Source organism: Pseudomonas machongensis (assembly GCF_034961125.1).
Classification (GTDB): Bacteria; Pseudomonadota; Gammaproteobacteria; order Pseudomonadales; family Pseudomonadaceae; genus Aquipseudomonas; species Aquipseudomonas machongensis.
This window is the reverse complement of record NZ_JAYFUI010000190.1, coordinates 18,062-35,450: the sequence shown is the minus strand read 5'-3', so window position 1 is coordinate 35,450 and position 17,389 is coordinate 18,062. Positions and strand designations below refer to the sequence as shown.

General features: G+C 65.1%; 9 protein-coding genes. 1 reads left to right on the top strand and 8 read right to left on the bottom strand.

The window, feature by feature from the left end; genetic code table 11:
* Window positions 1–17: 17 nt before the first annotated feature.
* Window positions 18–5,168 carry a SpvB/TcaC N-terminal domain-containing protein gene (locus VA602_RS22530; RefSeq protein WP_323454396.1) on the top strand — a complete coding sequence of 1,717 codons (5,151 nt, stop codon included), beginning with the start codon at window positions 18–20 and terminating at the stop codon, window positions 5,166–5,168.
* A 105-nt stretch (window positions 5,169–5,273) separates the two neighbouring features.
* Here the strand turns inward: VA602_RS22530 and glgX are convergent, their stop codons facing one another.
* The 8 genes from glgX to VA602_RS22490 all read right to left on the bottom strand — a co-directional run bounded on the left by glgX (window position 5,274) and on the right by VA602_RS22490 (window position 17,360).
* Window positions 5,274–7,427: a glycogen debranching protein GlgX gene (gene glgX, locus VA602_RS22525; RefSeq protein ID WP_323454395.1), complete on the bottom strand. Its 2,154-nt coding sequence runs from the start codon at window positions 7,425–7,427 to the stop codon at window positions 5,274–5,276.
* A 255-nt stretch (window positions 7,428–7,682) separates the two neighbouring features.
* On the bottom strand, window positions 7,683–7,946 hold the full coding sequence (locus VA602_RS22520) for a DUF2934 domain-containing protein (protein WP_063544221.1): 264 nt from the start codon (window positions 7,944–7,946) through the stop codon (window positions 7,683–7,685).
* Window positions 7,947–7,963: 17 nt separating this feature from the next.
* Window positions 7,964–10,738 (bottom strand): malto-oligosyltrehalose synthase, encoded by a 2,775-nt coding sequence (locus VA602_RS22515; protein WP_323454394.1) that lies wholly within the window; start codon window positions 10,736–10,738, stop codon window positions 7,964–7,966.
* Window positions 10,735–12,804, bottom strand: coding sequence for a 4-alpha-glucanotransferase (gene malQ, locus VA602_RS22510; RefSeq protein ID WP_323454393.1), 2,070 nt, complete (start codon window positions 12,802–12,804; stop codon window positions 10,735–10,737). The genes VA602_RS22515 and malQ overlap by 4 nt, the downstream gene beginning before the upstream one ends.
* Complete coding sequence (treZ, locus tag VA602_RS22505) at window positions 12,801–14,543, bottom strand: malto-oligosyltrehalose trehalohydrolase (protein ID WP_323454392.1); 1,743 nt, start codon at window positions 14,541–14,543, stop codon at window positions 12,801–12,803. The genes malQ and treZ overlap by 4 nt, the downstream gene beginning before the upstream one ends.
* Before the next feature lie 15 nt (window positions 14,544–14,558).
* Entirely contained in the window at window positions 14,559–16,118 is a 1,560-nt protein-coding gene (glgA, locus tag VA602_RS22500; protein WP_323454391.1) for a glycogen synthase GlgA, read from the bottom strand.
* A gap of 444 nt (window positions 16,119–16,562) precedes the next feature.
* Window positions 16,563–17,021 carry an SgcJ/EcaC family oxidoreductase gene (locus VA602_RS22495; protein WP_153773002.1) on the bottom strand — a complete coding sequence of 153 codons (459 nt, stop codon included), beginning with the start codon at window positions 17,019–17,021 and terminating at the stop codon, window positions 16,563–16,565.
* A gap of 171 nt (window positions 17,022–17,192) precedes the next feature.
* Window positions 17,193–17,360 (bottom strand): DUF6026 family protein, encoded by a 168-nt coding sequence (locus VA602_RS22490; RefSeq protein WP_226938273.1) that lies wholly within the window; start codon window positions 17,358–17,360, stop codon window positions 17,193–17,195.
* Window positions 17,361–17,389 lie beyond the last annotated feature (29 nt).

Here is a 17,389-nt window from a genome sequence, read left to right as displayed (position 1 = left end):
GGTCACAGGAGGGGTTCATGCCCGACTCATTGGATGGGTATTCACACGAAAAGCAGACTGCTGCTTCGGATCAGGCCCCCGCTCCCGCGACGGGAGAGGGAGACGCCTCCTTCTACACCCCCCCAGCCCTCCCCAAGGGCGGCGGCACGGTCTCGGTCGGTGGCGGCATGCTTTCGGCGGGTGGCCCGGATGGTTCGGCTGGTTGGCAAATGCCCCTGCCATCGCCGGCTGGTCGTGCGCTGTCGGCGGAACTGGCATTGCACTACTCCTCCGGCGGCGGCAACAGCGCCTTTGGCGCCGGCTGGGATTGCGATTTGCCGGCGATCTTCTGCATGACCCGCTTCGGTTTCCCTAAATACGACGGCAACGACCGAATGGTCGGTCCGTCCGGGGAGGAAGTCCTCAAGGCGGGTGCACCCCATGACCGCACAGGCTTGCCGTTCGCCGAGACCTCTGACGGTGAGCGCTACAGCGTTACCCCTTGGTGCCTGCGCAGCGGTGCGCCCTCGCAGCGTCTTGAGCACTGGGTGGTCAAAGGCGCTGCGGCTGACCCTGGTTTCTGGCTGCACTGGCAGCCCGATGGCAGCCTTTCGTTGTTCGGCTGGTCGGCCTCTGCACGTCTGCACGATCCCGCAGCCCCTGAACGTGTGGCGGGCTGGTACCTGGAAGAGCGGGTTTCGGCTCGTGGCGAGCATCTGGTGTACCGTTATCGCGCCGAAGACGACAAAGGCTGCAGCGACCAGGAACTCAAGGCACACCCGCACGTCGTCAACCTCTATGCCGATGCTGTCTACGCCATGAACGCCACGCCTTCGCAGGCGCTGCTGATTCCACAAGACGGCTTCGACGAGACGGACTTTCTCACCTTCACCCAATTCGACTATGGCGAGCGCGGCGCCGATCCCGAGCGCGTGCCAGGGCTTGCGCCGGAGCAGGACTGGCCGGTACGCGACGACTGCCATTCGTTCTGGCGCTATGGGTTCAACGTGCGCATCCGCCGGCTGTGCCGCGATGTGCTGCTCTGGCACCGCACCGCACGCATGAACGGCGAGGCCGACGACACGCCAGAGCTGGTGGCACGGCTACACCTGCAGTACGACAGTAGCCCGGTCAGCAGCATTCTGGTGTCGGCGCAACAACTGTCGAGCGTATCCGACTGTCGCTTGCCGCCGATGGAGTTCGAGCTGACCCGACCGGGCAGGGCTAAGCCCGGTTGGGAAGCGATGCCAGCGCTCGACGGATTCTGGGCCCCTGCATGGCAGATGGCCGACTTGCTGGGCGAAGGCGTGCCAGGCCTGTTGTACCGAGATCAGGACGCCTGGCATTACCGGCCGCCGATGCGGCAGGGCACAACCCTAGGCGCGGAGCAGGATGCGATCACCTGGGGAGCGCCGTGGCCCTTGCCCAAGCGTCCGGCCGATAGCACTGGCAGCCTGACCGACCTGGATGGCGATGGTCGCCCCGAGTGGTTGATCACCGAGGAGGGAATGCGTGGCAGTTTCACGCTGGCGCCCGACGGTATCTGGGGGGCGTGGAAACCCCTGTTGAGCTTGCCCAGCGAGTATGGTCATGAGGCTGCGCAGATGACTGATCTCACCGGCGACGGCCGCTCCGATGTGGTCATGCTGCACGCCCTCGGTCCACGTAGCGTGCGACTGTACCCCAGCGCAGGCGCCGACGGCTGGCTGGCTGCGGTTACCGCGCAGTACGCAGGACGCGAAGCGCTTCCATTACTGGATAGGGCCGACCGTCAACTGGTGGCCTTCGCCGATCCTGCCGGCAGTGGCCAGTCGCACCTGCTGCGCATCACTGGCGACGGCGTGACGCTCTGGCCGTCCCTGGGCTATGGCCGGTTCGACGAGGCCATCAGTATCCCTGGTTTCAAGGTGGACAACTTCAACGCCTCGCGGGTATACCTCGCCGATATCGACGGTACAGGCACCACCGATATCCTTTACCTGGAACCCGCCCGTATCCGTGTGTTCATCAGCCAGTGCGGCAACCGTTTCGTCGAGGGGCCTGCGATCGAGACGCCGCCGGGGGTGACGCTGGACAGTGAAACCCAGCTGCAGGTGGCCGACATCCGTGGTCAAGGTACTGCCGACTTGCTGGTGACGGCGCCGGATCATGGCCCTGAAAAAAAACGCCGCAGTTGGCTGTACCGCTTCAACGACCACCGGCCGTGGTTGCTGTCGACCATCGTCGACAACATCGGCAACCGCACCGAGTTGCAGTACCGCAGCTCGGCCCAGGCCTGGCTCGATGAAAAGGCTGAACAGCTGGCCCGCGGCCAGACCCCGGTCAGCTACTTGCCGTTCCCGGTCCATACTGTGAGCCGGGTCACGACGTTCAATGAAATCACCGGCGTGTGCATGGGCCGCGAGACCACCTATCTCGGCGGCGTGTGGGATGGCCGCGAGCGTGAATTTGCCGGGTTCAGGCGCCTGATCCAGACCGACACCCATGAAGTGGCCCGGTCGATGGCGGCACATCTGTCGCCGCCCTCGCGTACCTGCACCTGGTTCTACACCGGGGTGGAGGCGCTCGATGCGGCGGCTGACGGTGCTTTTGTCGACATGGATGCCCGATTCCCTCAGGCTCCACCACGTTTCACCCAGTGGCGCGACGACGCAGAGGAGGCGCTCGAGGTGACGGGTGCGCTGCGCGCCTGGCTGTACCGCGCGGTCCGTGGCCAGGTCATGCGCATCGAGGTGTATGGAGAAGATGGCCATCCGCGTGCAGGAAACCCCTACAGGCTCGAGCGCTCGCGCCTGCAGATCCGGGCCATGGCCAGTGCCGATCCACAGCGACCGAGTGCGCTGGTGACGCCGATCCAGCATCTGGCATTCAGTTGCGAGCGGGTACCGGAGGACCCGGTGGTCGCCCAGACGCTTGTTCTCGCGCAGGACCTGTATGGCAACGTGCTGCAAAGTGCAGCCGTCAACTATCCGCGTCAGTTGAGCGAGGCGGACCTGGTCAAGGAGGAGGGGGAGCGGCAGATCTATCCCGACAGCTTGCCGGCGGGCTTGATCGAGGCAAGTTGCGATGAGCAGCAGTACGACTGTTGGATCAACCTGACCCGCGCTCGCGTGCACAACTTGGTTCGTGGCGATGACTTTGTCATCGGTCTGGCCGATGGCACGCGTCGGGATGTGATCAAGCTGACGGCCAGCGACGTGCCCAAAGACGGTTTCAGCGTGGAGAACCTGGCAGTGGAGGAGCTGCTGGTGGCCGATCCGCAGAGGACGACGCTGGTCGGCTACGAGAAGGCGGTCTGGCGACAAGCCGATGGTACAGGCGCCGCGAAGGTCCCTTCGCGTCAGGCACTGCTGGCCTATACCCGCACGGCAATGCTCGACAAGGCTTCACTGGACGTCCTGCGTCCGACCTTCGAGCAGACCTTGGGCAATCTGGTGGAGCAGGCGCTGGCCAACCCGAATGCCGACCCGGCAGTGTTGCGCCGGGTGCGCGAGCGCTTGCCGGAAGTGACGGCGGTTGCGACCTCGTACCCGCTGCTGATGGCTTATCTGCAGTGCTCGCCCCACGACGCGCAGGCGCTCGGGCTTCTGCGCGCGGCGCTCAAGACAGTGATCTCGGTGGATGCCTTGCGCGAGCGGCTGTACCAGGCCGACGCTGCGGCGTTGCCCGAGGGCTTGCAGGCGGCGTTGCGCAAGCAGAGCCGTGTGGCCGATGCGGCTCTGCCAGCGGTGGTTGCATGGTTCGCCGAACAGGCGCAAGGCAGCGCGGATCTGCAGCAGCTGCATGCCGCAGTGGCGGACGGACTGGCCGTGACCGGTGCTGACAGCGTGTTCTGGCGAGTCGTGCTGGCCAACCTTGCCACGCGCGGCACTGATTCACCCCAGCCTGTCCAGCTCCAGGCATGGTTGGAAGACGTCCAGCACTTGCTGGACACCCGGGTGCAGGCCGAATCCCTGACCGAGCTGCTCAAGCGTGGCGGCTATGTCGCCATGAGCCGAGCGGAGGACGCCGATGAGCTGGCCGAGCCGCACGATCCCTCCGGCGCAGGCGCGCCGTCGATCCCGTGGGCGCCGCCAGTCGAAGAGGCGTACTGCGGCCATCACGGCATTTCAGGGTATCGCGGCGCCGAGCATTTCTGGACGCCCGACACCGTCCAGGAAAGTACGGTGATTGGCCCCCGCCAATTGCGGTACACCGCCCATGACATCGCCGTGTGCGAGGTGACCGATGCTGCCGGTCTGACCTCCACTGTCGAGGTGTATGACTGGCGCTTCATGCAGCCAGCGCAGATCAAGGACGCCAATGACAACATCCACACCAGCAGCCTCGATGCATTGGGACGGGTGATGCATACCCGCTTCTATGGCACCGAAACCCCGGCGGGCAGCGATGAAGCCGTGATGAGCGGCTTCTCCCCCGATGCTGCCTTCACACCCCCTCGCACGGTCGAGCAAGCCGTGGCCCTCAACGAGAGCAAGGGAGTGCCGGTGGCCATGGCATTCACCAACGTGGTCGACAGCTGGATGCCATTGGCGCTGCAGGCCGATGGTCGTGTCGCGGGCACCCGCCGTTGCGGTGCATTGGCCTGGCAGCGGGATATGCAGCGTTTGCGTCGGGATGGCATCGAGGTGTCTGGCGACCTGTTCATGGCCGGACGTACGCCACCCCATGTGATCCAGATCCAGCCCGACCGTTATGACAACGACCCCGAGCAACAGGTGCGCGTGCAGGTGTCGCTGACAGGCGGCTCGCAGTTGTTGCAGGCCGCCATCCTCAATCCGGGCGGCGAGGCGTTCGTGCGCACTGAGCAGGGAGGGCTTGCCCAGGATCAGGACGGGCACGCCGTGTTGGCCCACGCCGAGGTGCGCTGGGCGGTCACCGGCAAGACCGAGTTCGATAACAAGGGGCAGGCGGTTCGAAAGTGGTTGCCGTTCTACCTCGACGACTGGCGCTGGGTCAGCGACGACAGTGCACGTGAAGGGATCTATGCCGACACGCATTTCTACGATGCATTGGGCCGCGAATGCAGGATCGTGCGCGCCAATGGCGAGGATGTCGAAGGCGAGTGGGCGAACTACGAGCAGCGCGTGCAGGTATACCCCTGGTTCACAGTTTCGGAGGACGAAAACGATACCTGGCAGGAGGTCATCGAGCGGGCGCGGCTCAAGGCACGCAGTACCTTGCATTGAGCCGCTGGCCCCGGGCCGTCGATGTGACTCGAGCAACGTGCCGATGGGCTGCCGGGCAGTCCATCGGCAATTGTCACGCGGGCGAGGGCGGGTATCGCCGACTGATCATTCCTCGTCGCGTTGCAGCACCATCAACAGCATCGAGCGGCCCTGCACCTCGAACAGGCTGTCGAACGCCAGGTGCTGCGCCTTGCGCAACTGCGGCCGATCGGTATCGATCAGGCAGCTCCAATGCTCACCCTCCGGTACGCTCGGCAGCTTGAACGGCACCACGTCGTGATGCGCATTGACGATCAGCAACACTGTTGCTTCCGCTCCTGGCCGGGCGATGCCGCTGACCTGCGCACGGCCGTCGATGAGCATGCCCAGACAACGGCCGTGGGGGTCTTCCCACTGCTCGACGCTCATTTCGCTGCCGTCAGGGGCGAGCCAGGTGACGTCCTTGACCCCGATCGCTTCGTTGTAGTCGCCGACCAGGAAGCTCGAGCGGCGCAGCACCGGGTATTGCAACCTGAGCTGGGTAAGGCGTTTGACGAACTTCAGCAGCGCCTGGCCTTCGTCGTCCAGGTCCCAATTGACCCAGCCGATCTCGCTGTCCTGGCAGTAGGCGTTGTTGTTGCCGTGCTGGGTGCGGCTGAACTCGTCACCGGCGACGATCATCGGCGTACCCTGCGACAGCAGCAGGGTGGCGAAGAAATTGCGCATCTGGCGCAGGCGCAGGGCCTTGATCTCGGGGTCGTCGGTCGGGCCTTCGACGCCGCAGTTCCAGGATAGGTTGTTGCTGGTGCCGTCCTGGTTGTTCTCGTCGTTGTCCTCGTTGTGCTTCTCGTTGTACGAGACCAGGTCGCGCAGGGTGAAGCCGTCATGGGCGGTGATGAAGTTGACCGAGGCGTAGGGACGTCGGCCGCGATTGTTGAACATGTCGCCTGAGCCTGTCAGGCGGGCAGCGAAATCGGCGAGTTGGCCTTCGTCACCTTTCCAGAACGCCCGTGCCGTATCGCGGAAACGGTCGTTCCATTCCGCCCAGCCGGGTGCGAAGTTGCCCACCTGGTAGCCGCCGGGGCCGCAGTCCCACGGCTCGGCGATCAGCTTGACGCTGCGCAGCAGCGGGTCCTGGCGGCAAGCGACGAGGAAGCTGTGACGCTCGCTGTAACCGTCGTGGTAGCGGCCCAGGATGGTCGCCAGGTCGAAGCGGAAGCCGTCCACATGCATCTCGCCCGCCCAATAGCGCAGTGAGTCGGTGACCAGTTGCAGCACACACGGGTGGCTCAGGTCGAGGGTGTTGCCGGTGCCCGAATCGTTGATGTAGAAGCGCTTGTCGTCGGGCATCAGGCGGTAGTAAGAGGCGTTGTCGATGCCGCGCATCGACAGGGTCGGGCCACGCTCGTTGCCCTCGGCGGTGTGGTTGTAGACCACATCGAGGATCACTTCCAGACCCTTCTCGTGGACGTGCGCGACCATCTCCTTGAACTCGGCGATCTTGCCACTGGCCAGGTATTTGGGATGGGGGGCGAAGAAGGCCAGGGTGTTGTAGCCCCAATAGTTGTTCAGGCCCTTGTCCAGCAGGTGCTGATCGTTGACGAAAGCGTGGATGGGCAGCAGCTCGATGCTGGAAACGCCCAGATCCTTGATGTGCCCCAGCAGCTCGTCGTTGGCAAGCCCAGCGAAGGTGCCGCGCAGATGCTCGGGGACAGCCGGGTGGCGCATGCTGATGCCACGGGCGTGGGCTTCGTAGATGACGGTCTGCTCCCAGGGAATCTGCACCCGCTGGTCGCGACCCCAGGTAAAGGCCGGGTCGACCACCTTGCACTTGGGCACGAAGGGGGCGCTGTCGCGTTCATCGAACGACAGGTCGTCGTCGGGGTGGCCCAGGGTGTAGCCGAACAGCGCCTCGGACCATTTCAGCTCGCCCACCAGTTGCTTGGCGTAGGGGTCGATCAGCAGCTTGTTGGCGTTGAAACGGTGACCGTTCTGCGGCTCGTAGGGGCCGTGCACGCGATAACCGTAGACCAGCCCCGGATGCGCGTCGGGCAGGTAACCGTGGTAGATCTCGTCGGTGTATTCGGGCAGCTCGATGCGCTCGAGCTCGTTTTCGCCGGTCGCGTCGAAGATGCACAGCTCGACCTTGGTAGCGTTGGCGGAAAACAGCGCGAAATTCACGCCCAGCCCGTCCCAGGTTGCACCGAGCGGGAAGGGCAGGCCCTCGCGAATCCGGGTTGGCGCGACGGAACGGGTTTTCTTCGGGGTGCGTGGGGTCATGACAGTCCTCGTCTGGCCAGGTGAATTGAATTCGGCTGCGGGAGCGGCGGTTCGCCGCTGCGACTTGCCCGCGAAAAAAGACACCGCGCTGCCTGGCACGGGCTACGCCCGTGTTCGCGGGCAAGCCCGCTCCCACAGGGACAGGCTTGCCTTTGGATTTTTTACAGGACAGCTGTTCTCAAAGGGAGGGGCTGGCCTTTGGCTTTTGAACAAGGCAGCTGCTCCACAGGTCTTGGGTTGAACCGCAGGCGGGTATCAGCCGGCGGCGGGCTTGCGCGGCGCCCGTGGTTTTTTCTCGACCACAGGCTTGCCCGCCGGCAGCGCGGCAGCCTTGGGTTCGGCAGGTGCCTTGGGCTTGGCTGCGGCCTTCTTGCGTGGTGCAGCCTTGGGCGCCAGGGCTTCGGCTTCGGCCAGCTTGCGAGCCATCTCCCAGTGGCGCTCTTCCTCGCCTACCGGTTTACCCTCCGACTCCCAGATCTGGTAGGCGAATTCGCGGATACGTTTTTCATCGACACTCATTTCGACGCTCCTGAAGTTCATGCATGTTCAATCAACAGGTTGAGCGGAAAATCCGACAGCACATCGCTCAGCATCAGCTCCCTAGAAGGGCTGACAGCGGTGTGTGCGAAAAGTCCCTTGCAAGTGGCAGGCGACAAGGCAAACGGCAAAACAAGCCGGGTATCGTCCCAGTTCTGTGCCGGGATAAGGGGTATCGGGGCTGCGCCCAGCAAGGTGCTGGCCAGCCGTGGCGCGATGACGATGGCACGCTCGCCCTCACCGAGGCGGGCAAAGGCCAGCACCTTGTCAGCGTGTCGACCCTGGGCGTTGAGCGGCAGGTAGGCACCGCGCAGGAACAGCTCGGGATGCGCTCGGCGCAGGTCCAGCACGCGGGCGATCAAGGCCTGCTTGATGCGCCCGTCGCGCCAGTGTTCGAGCAGTTCGGCCTGGGGCAGGCTGTTGTCCAGGCTGGCACGTCTTGCCGGGTAGTCCACTGGGCGGCGGTTGTCCGGGTCGACCAGGCTCAAGTCCCAGTATTCGTTGCCCTGGTACAGGTCGGGCACACCGGGTGTGGTCATGCGCAGCAGGCACTGGACCAGGCCGTTGAGGGCGCCCGGGCAGGCAATGCGGGCCACGGCGTCGGCGAGCGAGTGACGCAGTTGCTGGTTTTCGCTGTCGAGCAGGAGGCCATCGAGGTAGCGGGCGCAGGCCTGTTCGTAGCGCTCGTTGGGGGCGGCCCAGCTGCTGCGCAGCTTGGCTTCGCGCAGGGCTTTCTGCTGCCACTGGCGCACACGTTCGGCAAAGTGCTCCAGGCCCTGCGGGTCATCACGGCCTAGCGCCAGGGGCCAACTGGCGAGCAGGGTCTGGAACAGCAGCAACTCGTCGCCGGGGCTCGGTGCCAGGCCGTCTTCGAGGGTTTCACGCAGCGGCTCGGCCAGTTCGCGCCAGTGCTCGACGCGGCTGGCGAGCCACTGACTGTGTTCACTGAGCACCGCCAGGCGCGCGCGACAGTCTTCGCCGCGCTTGTGGTCGTGGGTGGCAGTGGCCAGCAGGTTATCCGGGAAGTCGCGCAGGCGGCGCTGCGCTTCGTTGTGGAACTGCGCAGGTGTGGCGCTGAAACGCTCGGCCTCGAAGCCCACGTCGTTGCGCGAGAGCAGGCGTGCGCTGCGGTAGAACGCCGTGTCCTCGACCGCCTTGGCGGCGCTGGGTGCAGTCAGTTGCTGGAAGCGTACGCACGCGTGGCGCAGGTGTTTGCGCGCGCGCCCGACAGGCAACTGGCGCCAGGGCTGCCCGCCGAGCCAGCGCTCGAGGTGGTCGAGCAACGGCCAGTCGGCTTCGCTGAGCGACTGCCGGGCGCCTTCCAGGGCGCGCTGGAAGAACGCCTCATCCTGCTCAGGGCGGCCACAGGCATTGATGTAGGTGCGGTACACCGAATAGTGCTCGACCAGCGCCTGCAGGGCACGGCGGATTGCGCCGAGGGTGAGGTCGCGGGTCATCAGGTCGTCGCGGGCGACCTGCAACAGCGCCTGGGCCACTGACTCGCAGTCACCGGCCAGGCTGGCATTGAGCACCAGGCGTCTTGCGATGCGCACTTCCTCGTCGAACGCCGGGCGTTCGCTGACGTTGTGCCAGAGCTCGGTCAACGGCGCTTCGCCGGCCGGGTCGTGTTGCAGCAGCGAGACCTGGTTCATGAACTCGTAGCCGGTGGTGCCGTCGGTGAGCCAATCCTGGTGCAGGTGCTCGTCGGTACCGAGGATCTTTTCCACGTAGATCGGGAAATGTTCGAGTGCCGCTTCTGGCGGACGCAGGGCCAGCAAGTGATCGACACGGCGGCGCAGGTTGCGGCAGTAGCGGCGAGGATCGGCCAGGCCGTCGATATGGTCGATGCGCAGGCCATCGACCAGGCCGCGCGCGATCAGCTCGAACAGCTTGGCGTGGGTCGCTTCGAACACCGTCGCCCGTTCCACGCGCAGGCCGCCCAGCTCGTTGATATCGAAAAAGCGCCGCCAGTTGATGTCGTCGGCGGCGGTGCGCCAACTGGCCAGGCGGTAGGTCTGGCGTTCGAGCAGCAGATGCAGGCGCTTGAAACCAGGCTCGCTGCGGCTGTCGAAGGCGGCCAGGGCCTGCTCCAGGTGGGCGCCGGTGCGTACCAGGCGGGCCAGTTCCGCCTGCAATGGCAGGGCCTCGGAAAGTGGGTCGGTGCAGTCGCTCAGGGCGCTGAAACGCGTGGCCAGCGCCTGCAATGAAGGATCATCGCTGTGGTCGAGAATCCGTCCGTAATCCAGCGGACAGATCGGGAAACGGTGCTCGTAGTGCTCGATCTGCAGCAACCCGTGCTCAGCGTCGAAGGTCAGCGGAATCTCGCCATTCTGCAGGGCAATACCATAGTCATTGCCCAGGAACGGCAGCAGCAACTGACCGGCCAGCAGCGGGTCGCTGGAGTGCCACTGGATATCGAAGAATTCGGCGTAGGGGCTGCGCCGTCCCCAGGCCAGCAGGCTCTGCCACCAGGGGTTGTCGGCACCGCCCACGGCCATGTGGTTGGACACGGTGTCGAGGATCAGCCCCATGCCGTGCTGGCGCAGCGAAGCCACCAGCCGCTGCAGCGCCGCTTCGCCGCCCAGCTCGGGATTGACCTGAGTCGGATCGACCACGTCGTAGCCGTGCCGGGAACCGGCGCGGGCCTTGAGTATGGGCGACGCGTACAGGTGGCTGATGCCCAATTGGGCGAAGTAGGGCACCAGTGGCACGGCATCGTCGAGGGTGAAGTCGCTGTGAAATTGCAGGCGCTGGGTGGCGGTCAAGGGTTTCATCGGTCGCGCTCCCAGGCTTGTTCGCGCGCCTGCGCCAGCAGTTCCAGGCGGCGTGCGGCATCTTCGTCGTCGAGCAGTTCGGCAACCGGCAGGGCGAAGCGTCGGCGCCAGTTGGGGTGGCCGTCGGTGGTGCCGGGCCGGTTGGGTTGTTCGTCGCTGCCGAGCAGGTCTTCGAGCGGGACCAGCACGAGCGGTGCGCGGGTGTGGCCGACATAACGGATGGCGGTGTCGATCAAGGCGTCGTTATCCTTCAAAGGGCCATAGTTCGCTTGCAGGCTGCGGCGCAGGCCGTGAATCTCCTGCTCGCGCTCATGCCGCCAATGCAGTTCGGTGGCGGCGTCGATCAGTTGCAGGCGGTGGTTCCAGTCGATGTCGCGAGCTCGCAGCCACCCGGCCAGCGGGGCGAGGTCGTGGGTGCCAGTGGTGGCCAGGGCGGTATCGGGCCAGTCGAGGATCGGCTTGAAGTGGCCGGGCGAGGTCTGCTCGAACGGCAGCACGCGCATGCCCAGCACGCCCTTGTCCGCCAGTTGCTCACGCAGCCCGGGCGGTACGGTGCCGAGGTCTTCGCCGAGGATCACGGCCTGATGGCGTGCCGACTCGAGTGCCAGCAGGCGCAGCAGGTCTTCGACGGGGTAGTTCAGGTACGCACCTTCGCTCGGCTTGGCACCGCGCGGGATCAGCCACAGGCGGCGCAGCCCCATAACATGATCGATGCGCAGGCCGCCGGCGTGGGCGAGGTTGGCCCGCAACATTTCGATGAAGGCTCGGTAGCCGTTGCGCTTGAGGCCCTCGGGCGAGAAGGCGCAGATGCCCCAGTCCTGGCCGGAGCGGTTGAGGATGTCGGGCGGCGCGCCGACCTTGAGTTCGGCCAGCAGTTCGTCCTGGCGGCTCCAGGCCTGGCTGCCGGCACCGTCGGCACCCACCGCCAGGTCAGCGATCAAGCCGATGCCCATGCCGTTGCTGCGCGCCGCATCCTGGGCGCGTTGCAGGCTGCGCTCGGTGAGCCATTGGCAGAAGGCATGAAACTCCACCCGCGCCGGATAGGCCGCCGCCATGGCCTGCACCTCCGGCTCTTCGGGGCTGCGCCAGGCGTCTGGCCAGGCGCGCCAGTCGGCCCCCAGGCCTTGCTCCACGGCTTCGGCCTGCAGCACTTCGAAATGGCAATGGTGCTCCAGGGCTTGGCCAGCGGACTGGCGAAAGCTGTCGAAGTCCGGGCGCAGGGGATGTTCGCGCTGGCTGAAATCTGCATACAGCGCCTTGAGCAGCTTGTGCCGCACATCGGCCGCGCGTGGCCAGTCGACCAGCGACGTCTGCTCCAGGTCTTCGAGGCTCTGGGTCAGGCCCGCAGCCTCGGCCGCCATGCGCACCTCGCGCTCGCCGAGCAGTACCGAGGGGCTGGCGTAGAGCGTGTTGAGCAACAGGCGGCTGGACGGTGAGTAGGGGCTGAAGTGCTGTTGGTCGTACATCGACAACGCATGGATCGGGCTGATCGCCAGCGCATCGGCGCCTCGCTCTGCCGCACTGCGCGCCAGTTGCTCCAGGGCCAGGCAGTCGCCATAGCCACCGTCGCCCGGGCGGCGCAGGCTGTAGAGTTGCACGGCCAGGCCCCAGCGACGTGGCGGGGATTGCTCGCTTATGTCCTGCAGGCTGTGGCAACGCGGCGGCGCGACAGCGATGGTGACCTGTCGGTCATCGATTTCCAGCCGGTGGTAGCCGGTAGGCAGTTCGCCGGGCAGTTGTGCCAGTGGGTCGAGGGTCAGCGCGTGCACGCTGCCGTCTTCCTGGGTGCAACGTACCTGGCTGTTCGGGCTGAACCAGCGTGCCAGGGCCAGCGGCTGGCCGAGGTCGGCAGTGAGCAGTGGCGGCAGGTGCTCGCTGTCGTCGAGCAGCTCCAGGGCGGCCAGGCTGCGCGCGACGGCAGCGTCATCCTCGGCCGGATGACCAAGCCCTTGCAGCACCCGGCGCAGAGCCTCGTCAGATACCTGCTGGGGTCGATCGTTGGCGTCTATCCAGTCGCGGGCAAGGCCCGCGCGGGCGGCGAGACGGTGCAGGGGCATTTCGCTCATGGCGTCTCCAAGCGAGAGGGAAGCAGGCTGACCACGCAGCTGTACGCGGCCAGGGTGGAGTCCGTATGGGCGTTGTCACTGCTGTCGAACAGGCGTGTATCCATGCCTGGCAAAGTAATGGGCTGCGCAGATGCGCCAAGGTTCAAATCAATGCGCAACTCGCAGCCGTCGCCCAGTCGCCAGCGGGCGCTGAGGGCTTTGTCGCCGAGCACTTCGACGCCCAGTGCGCGGCTGCCCACCAGGCGCGGGACGATCTCGCGATGGCGGATGTCCAGCAGTTGGTGATAGAGGCCGTGCCAGCCCGCGAGCACTTGTGTGTTGATCGGGCGTGAGGCCTCGAAGGTTTGCAGGGCGTTGGGGTCAGGTATGTGCGCGCGCTTCTCGGGGTCGGCGAAGGCTGCGAAGTGAGCGAACTCGCCGCGTCGACCTTCGCGCACGGCGTCGGCCAGTTCATCGTGGAAATCGGTGAAGAACAGGAACGGCTGGCAACTGCCTTCTTCGTCCCCCATGAACAGTAGCGGGATCATTGGCGCCAACAGCAGCAGGCCGGTGGCGGCCCGCAGCGCCGTGGGAGGGCACAGGCGACTGAGGCGCTCGCCCAAGGCGCGGTTGCCGATCTGGTCGTGGTTCTGCAAGAACAGTACGAAGGCACTCGGTGGCAAGTGAGCGCTGGGCTCGCCACGGGGTGTGCCATGGCGGTTGGGCTCGCCCTGAAACACGAAGCCTTCGCTCAGGCACCGGGCCAGTTGCTCGATCGGGCGGTCCTTGTAGTCGGCGTAGTAGCCTTCGGTCTCGCCCGTCAGCAGCACGTGCAGGGCGTTGTGGCCGTCATCGTTCCACTGCGCGTCGAAGCCTTGCTCGAGCAGCGCCGCTTGGTTGTGTTCGTTCTCCAGCACCAGCCACACTTCGCGGCCCGGCTCGACAGCGGCGCGTACGCGGCGGGCCAGTTCGACGAGGAAGTCCGGTTGGTCGATGGCGTGCACGGCGTCCAGGCGCAGCCCATCGAAGCGGTAGTCGCACAGCCACATCAGGGCGTTCTGGATGAAGAACTCGCGCACTTCTGCGCGGCGAAAGTCGATGGCGGCGCCCCAAGGCGTCTGGCGGTCTTCGCGGAAGAACCCGCTGGCGTACTTCGGCAAGTAATTGCCGTCAGGGCCAAAGTGGTTGTAGACCACATCAAGCATCACCATCAGCCCGTGGCCATGGGCCTGATCGATGAGTGCGCACAATTGCTCCGGGCTGCCGTAAGCATTGTGTGGGGCGAAGGGCTGGGCGCCGTCGTAGCCCCAGTTACGCTCGCCGGGGAACTGGTTGATCGGCATCAGCTCGATGGCGGTGATGCCCAGTTCTGCCAGGCGTGGCAGGTGCTGGGAAACGCCTGCATAGCCGCCGAGCAGGCCCACGTGCAGTTCCTGGATCACCGCCTCGTGCCATGGGCGGCCTCGCCAGGGGTGCTGCCAGCCGTAACGCTGGGGATCGACGACTTCACTGGGGCCGTGCACGCCGTCAGGCTGGTAGCGCGACGCCGGGTCGGCCACCTGCAGGTGGCCGTCGATCCTGAAATGGTAGCGATCACCCGCCTGGCAGGGGGCGATGCCGATAAACCAGCCATCCTCTTCGGGCAGCAGCTCGACAGACGGCTGCCGCTCGATTTCCACGCTCACGTTGCGCGCATCCGGCGCCCAGAGGGCGAAGCGCGTCGACGTGGCGTCCAGTTGCTGTGCGCCATGCCTGTGCATCTTCGTAGCCCTCGTTCAGTAGTGGCGGCTGCGTGCCTGGCAGACCAGTTCCTCATAAAGGCGAGCGTAGGGTTCCACCGCCTGGCACCAGTTGAAGGGTTGAGTCATCGACAGGCACCGCATGGCGTTGAGCAGATCTTTCTTGCCGTGTACGTAGAAGGCGCGGTTCAGGGCTTCGCGGTAGCTCTCGGGGCTCGATTCGTTGAACAGGAAACCCGTGACGCCATCTTCGATGGTGTCGGCCAGACCGCCGGTGTTGCGCGCCACCGGCAGTGAGCCGAAACGCTGTGCGTACATCTGGCTCAAGCCGCACGGCTCGTAGCGCGAGGGCATCAGCAGAAAATCGCTGCCGGCGAACATGCGCCGCGCATCGGTTTCATTGAAGCCGATGCGCACGCCGATGCGGCCCGGATGGCGCAGGGCCAGATCGCGCATGGCCTGTTCTTCCTCCGGCTCGCCACGGCCGATGATCGCGATTTGCCCGCCCTGGCGGACGATGTCGTCGGCCACGCTCAGCGTCAGGTCCAGGCCTTTCTGATAGACCAGGCGCGAGACCACGGCGAACAGGGGCCCTTCGGACGGCTCCAGGCCGAACAGCTCGCGGACCTGCTCGGCATTGCGGGCCTTGCCTTCCCAGTCATTGATGCTGAAGTTGTGCAGCAGGTGCGAGTCGGTGGCCGAATCCCAGCTCTCGTCGATGCCATTGGGGATGCCGCCCAGCAGGCCTTGCTGGGCCTTGCTTGCAAGAAAACCGTCGAGGCCGCAGCCGAACTCGGGCGTGGTGATCTCCCGGGCGTAGGTGGCACTGACCGTGGTGATGTGGCTCGAGTAGGCAAGCCCGGCCTTGAGGAACGACAGCTTGCCGTAGAACTCCATGCCTTCCTGCTGCATGGCATGGTCGGGAATGGCCAGCTCCGGGCTGCAGCCTCGGCTGTAGACACCCTGGTACGCGAGGTTGTGGATGGTGAACAAGGTCGGTGTATTCAGGCCGCGCCAGTGCATGTACGCAGGTGCCAGACCGGCTGGCCAGTCATGGGCGTGCACCAGATCGGGGCGCCAGTGCGCCATTGCATCGCCTGCGGCGATCTCTGCGGCGGCCAGGCCCAGGCGGGCGAAACGGATATGGTTGTCGGGCCAGTCACGGCCATTGTTGGCACCATACGGGGTGCCTTCGCGCTCGTACAACTCGGGGCAGATCAGCACGTAGATGACCAGGCCATCCGCCAGGTCCATGCGTCCGATCTTGCACGGCGGAAGCGCAGCATGGCCACCGATTTCGCCGACGATGTGAATGGGGTTGTCGCTGTCGACTACCTGCGGATAACCCGGAATCAAGACCCGCACATCGTGCAGGTGTGACAGCGCCCTGGGCAGGGCTGCGGAGACATCGCCCAGGCCGCCGGTCTTGACCAGGTCGGCGATTTCGGAGGTGACGAACAGCACCTTGCGCTTGTGCGGATTATTGCGGCGCGTGGTAGCGGGTGCCTTGCCTGCCGTGGCGAAGCCAGGTGCAACAGGCTCGCGATTTTCCAGGTTGAATGATTCTGCGTGAGGCTCGACAGCGGCACTGATCATACTTCTCTCCGTCCCTTGTTCATGCGGGTGGTGGCACCCGTTGCGTTTATCTCGTGTCTGTTCTCGCTTTGACTTTCAGCATCTTCGTAGTGCATTCCTTGCCCCATGGTCGTGCGCGCAGGCACAGCGCGAGCGGCATTCCGGCCGAACAGGCGCCTGGACAGTGTGGGGTGGGCGGGCTGACGCGTGAGGAAGTCCCTTTGCGTGGCCTACTTACTTCCTGACCTACCCGTGTTTTGGAAAGTTCGACTTGATTGCGTCACTGGTTTCGGAGCAAAACACGGGCCGAATCCTCAGTGTAGGGGACGAAAGGTAGGTGGGGTGACCCATTGGTCACTATTTGCGCGACCGTTGATCTGCGCAAACGTTGGCGCGCTGGAGCCGCGGCAACGCAGTGTTGCTGCGGCGGATCAGGCACCCGCTGAACGAGGAGGGCGGGCCGTGTCAGGTGGTTGGCAGCAGCGAAGAATGATGGTGGTTGATCAGCCACTGCTGGCCGTCCCAGCGGTAGGTAAAGGTGTAGCGCGCAGCGACCTGTTGCCCGGTCTTGGCGAAGTTGAAGGTATATAACCCGGTCAGTGTGGCTTTGTTGCAGGTCTGGCTCAGGTGATGGGTATCGAGCTTGCCGGAGGGCTGGTCGGCGAGGAAATGCTTGAAGTAGTCGAGGCGCTCGGCGGTAGTCAGGCGTGGGATTTTCGATACGGTCGGCAGCAGGACTGCATCGTTTTCGTACAAGTTGGCCACCTGCTCTGGATCGCCGCTGCGCAGGCTGTCGTTCCAGCGCTCGAATAGCGCCACGGCTTGTTTCTCGTCGAGTGGTTGGCACGGCTGGGGCGCAGCGTGGGCGTGCAGGCTGAGGCTCCCCAGCAACGCGAGCGGGAGCCAGTGGATCATTTTATTCATGGGCGTCTTCTACGCGGAGCAGGCACCGGAATGGGCCTGCGGCGTCGCTCAATCTAGGTAGTCTTGGATCGAGCCCATATAGGCACACGCGTCTACCTTTGAAGGTGTTTTCGCTATGCAGCAGACGGGTACGTCAGGGCGCCGCGCACGCAGGGGCTGCGCGGCGAAAGGTCAGAGGCCGGCAGCCTTGCTGCCCAGGCGCGCCTGTTCGAGCAACAGGTTCAGCTCGGCCACCTGCTGGCGCAGTTGATCGCGCTCGTCCTTCAATTGGCGCAATTCGTCGCGGCGCACAGTGACATAGAGGGTCTGGGGGGGAGTGGCAGGCATGTAGGTACCCAAGAGAACACCTCGCAGTTTGGCTGGTGACA

Bases quoted from the DNA above. Each gene is read 5' to 3' on its own strand.
- VA602_RS22530 (WP_323454396.1), top strand. From the start codon at position 18: ATGCCCGACTCATTGGATGGGTATTCACACGAAAAGCAGACTGCTGCT.
- glgX (WP_323454395.1), bottom strand. From the start codon at position 7,427: ATGACCCCACGCACCCCGAAGAAAACCCGTTCCGTCGCGCCAACCCGG.
- VA602_RS22520 (WP_063544221.1), bottom strand. From the start codon at position 7,946: ATGAGTGTCGATGAAAAACGTATCCGCGAATTCGCCTACCAGATCTGG.
- VA602_RS22515 (WP_323454394.1), bottom strand. From the start codon at position 10,738: ATGAAACCCTTGACCGCCACCCAGCGCCTGCAATTTCACAGCGACTTC.
- malQ (WP_323454393.1), bottom strand. From the start codon at position 12,804: ATGAGCGAAATGCCCCTGCACCGTCTCGCCGCCCGCGCGGGCCTTGCC.
- treZ (WP_323454392.1), bottom strand. From the start codon at position 14,543: ATGCACAGGCATGGCGCACAGCAACTGGACGCCACGTCGACGCGCTTC.
- glgA (WP_323454391.1), bottom strand. From the start codon at position 16,118: ATGATCAGTGCCGCTGTCGAGCCTCACGCAGAATCATTCAACCTGGAA.
- VA602_RS22495 (WP_153773002.1), bottom strand. From the start codon at position 17,021: ATGAATAAAATGATCCACTGGCTCCCGCTCGCGTTGCTGGGGAGCCTC.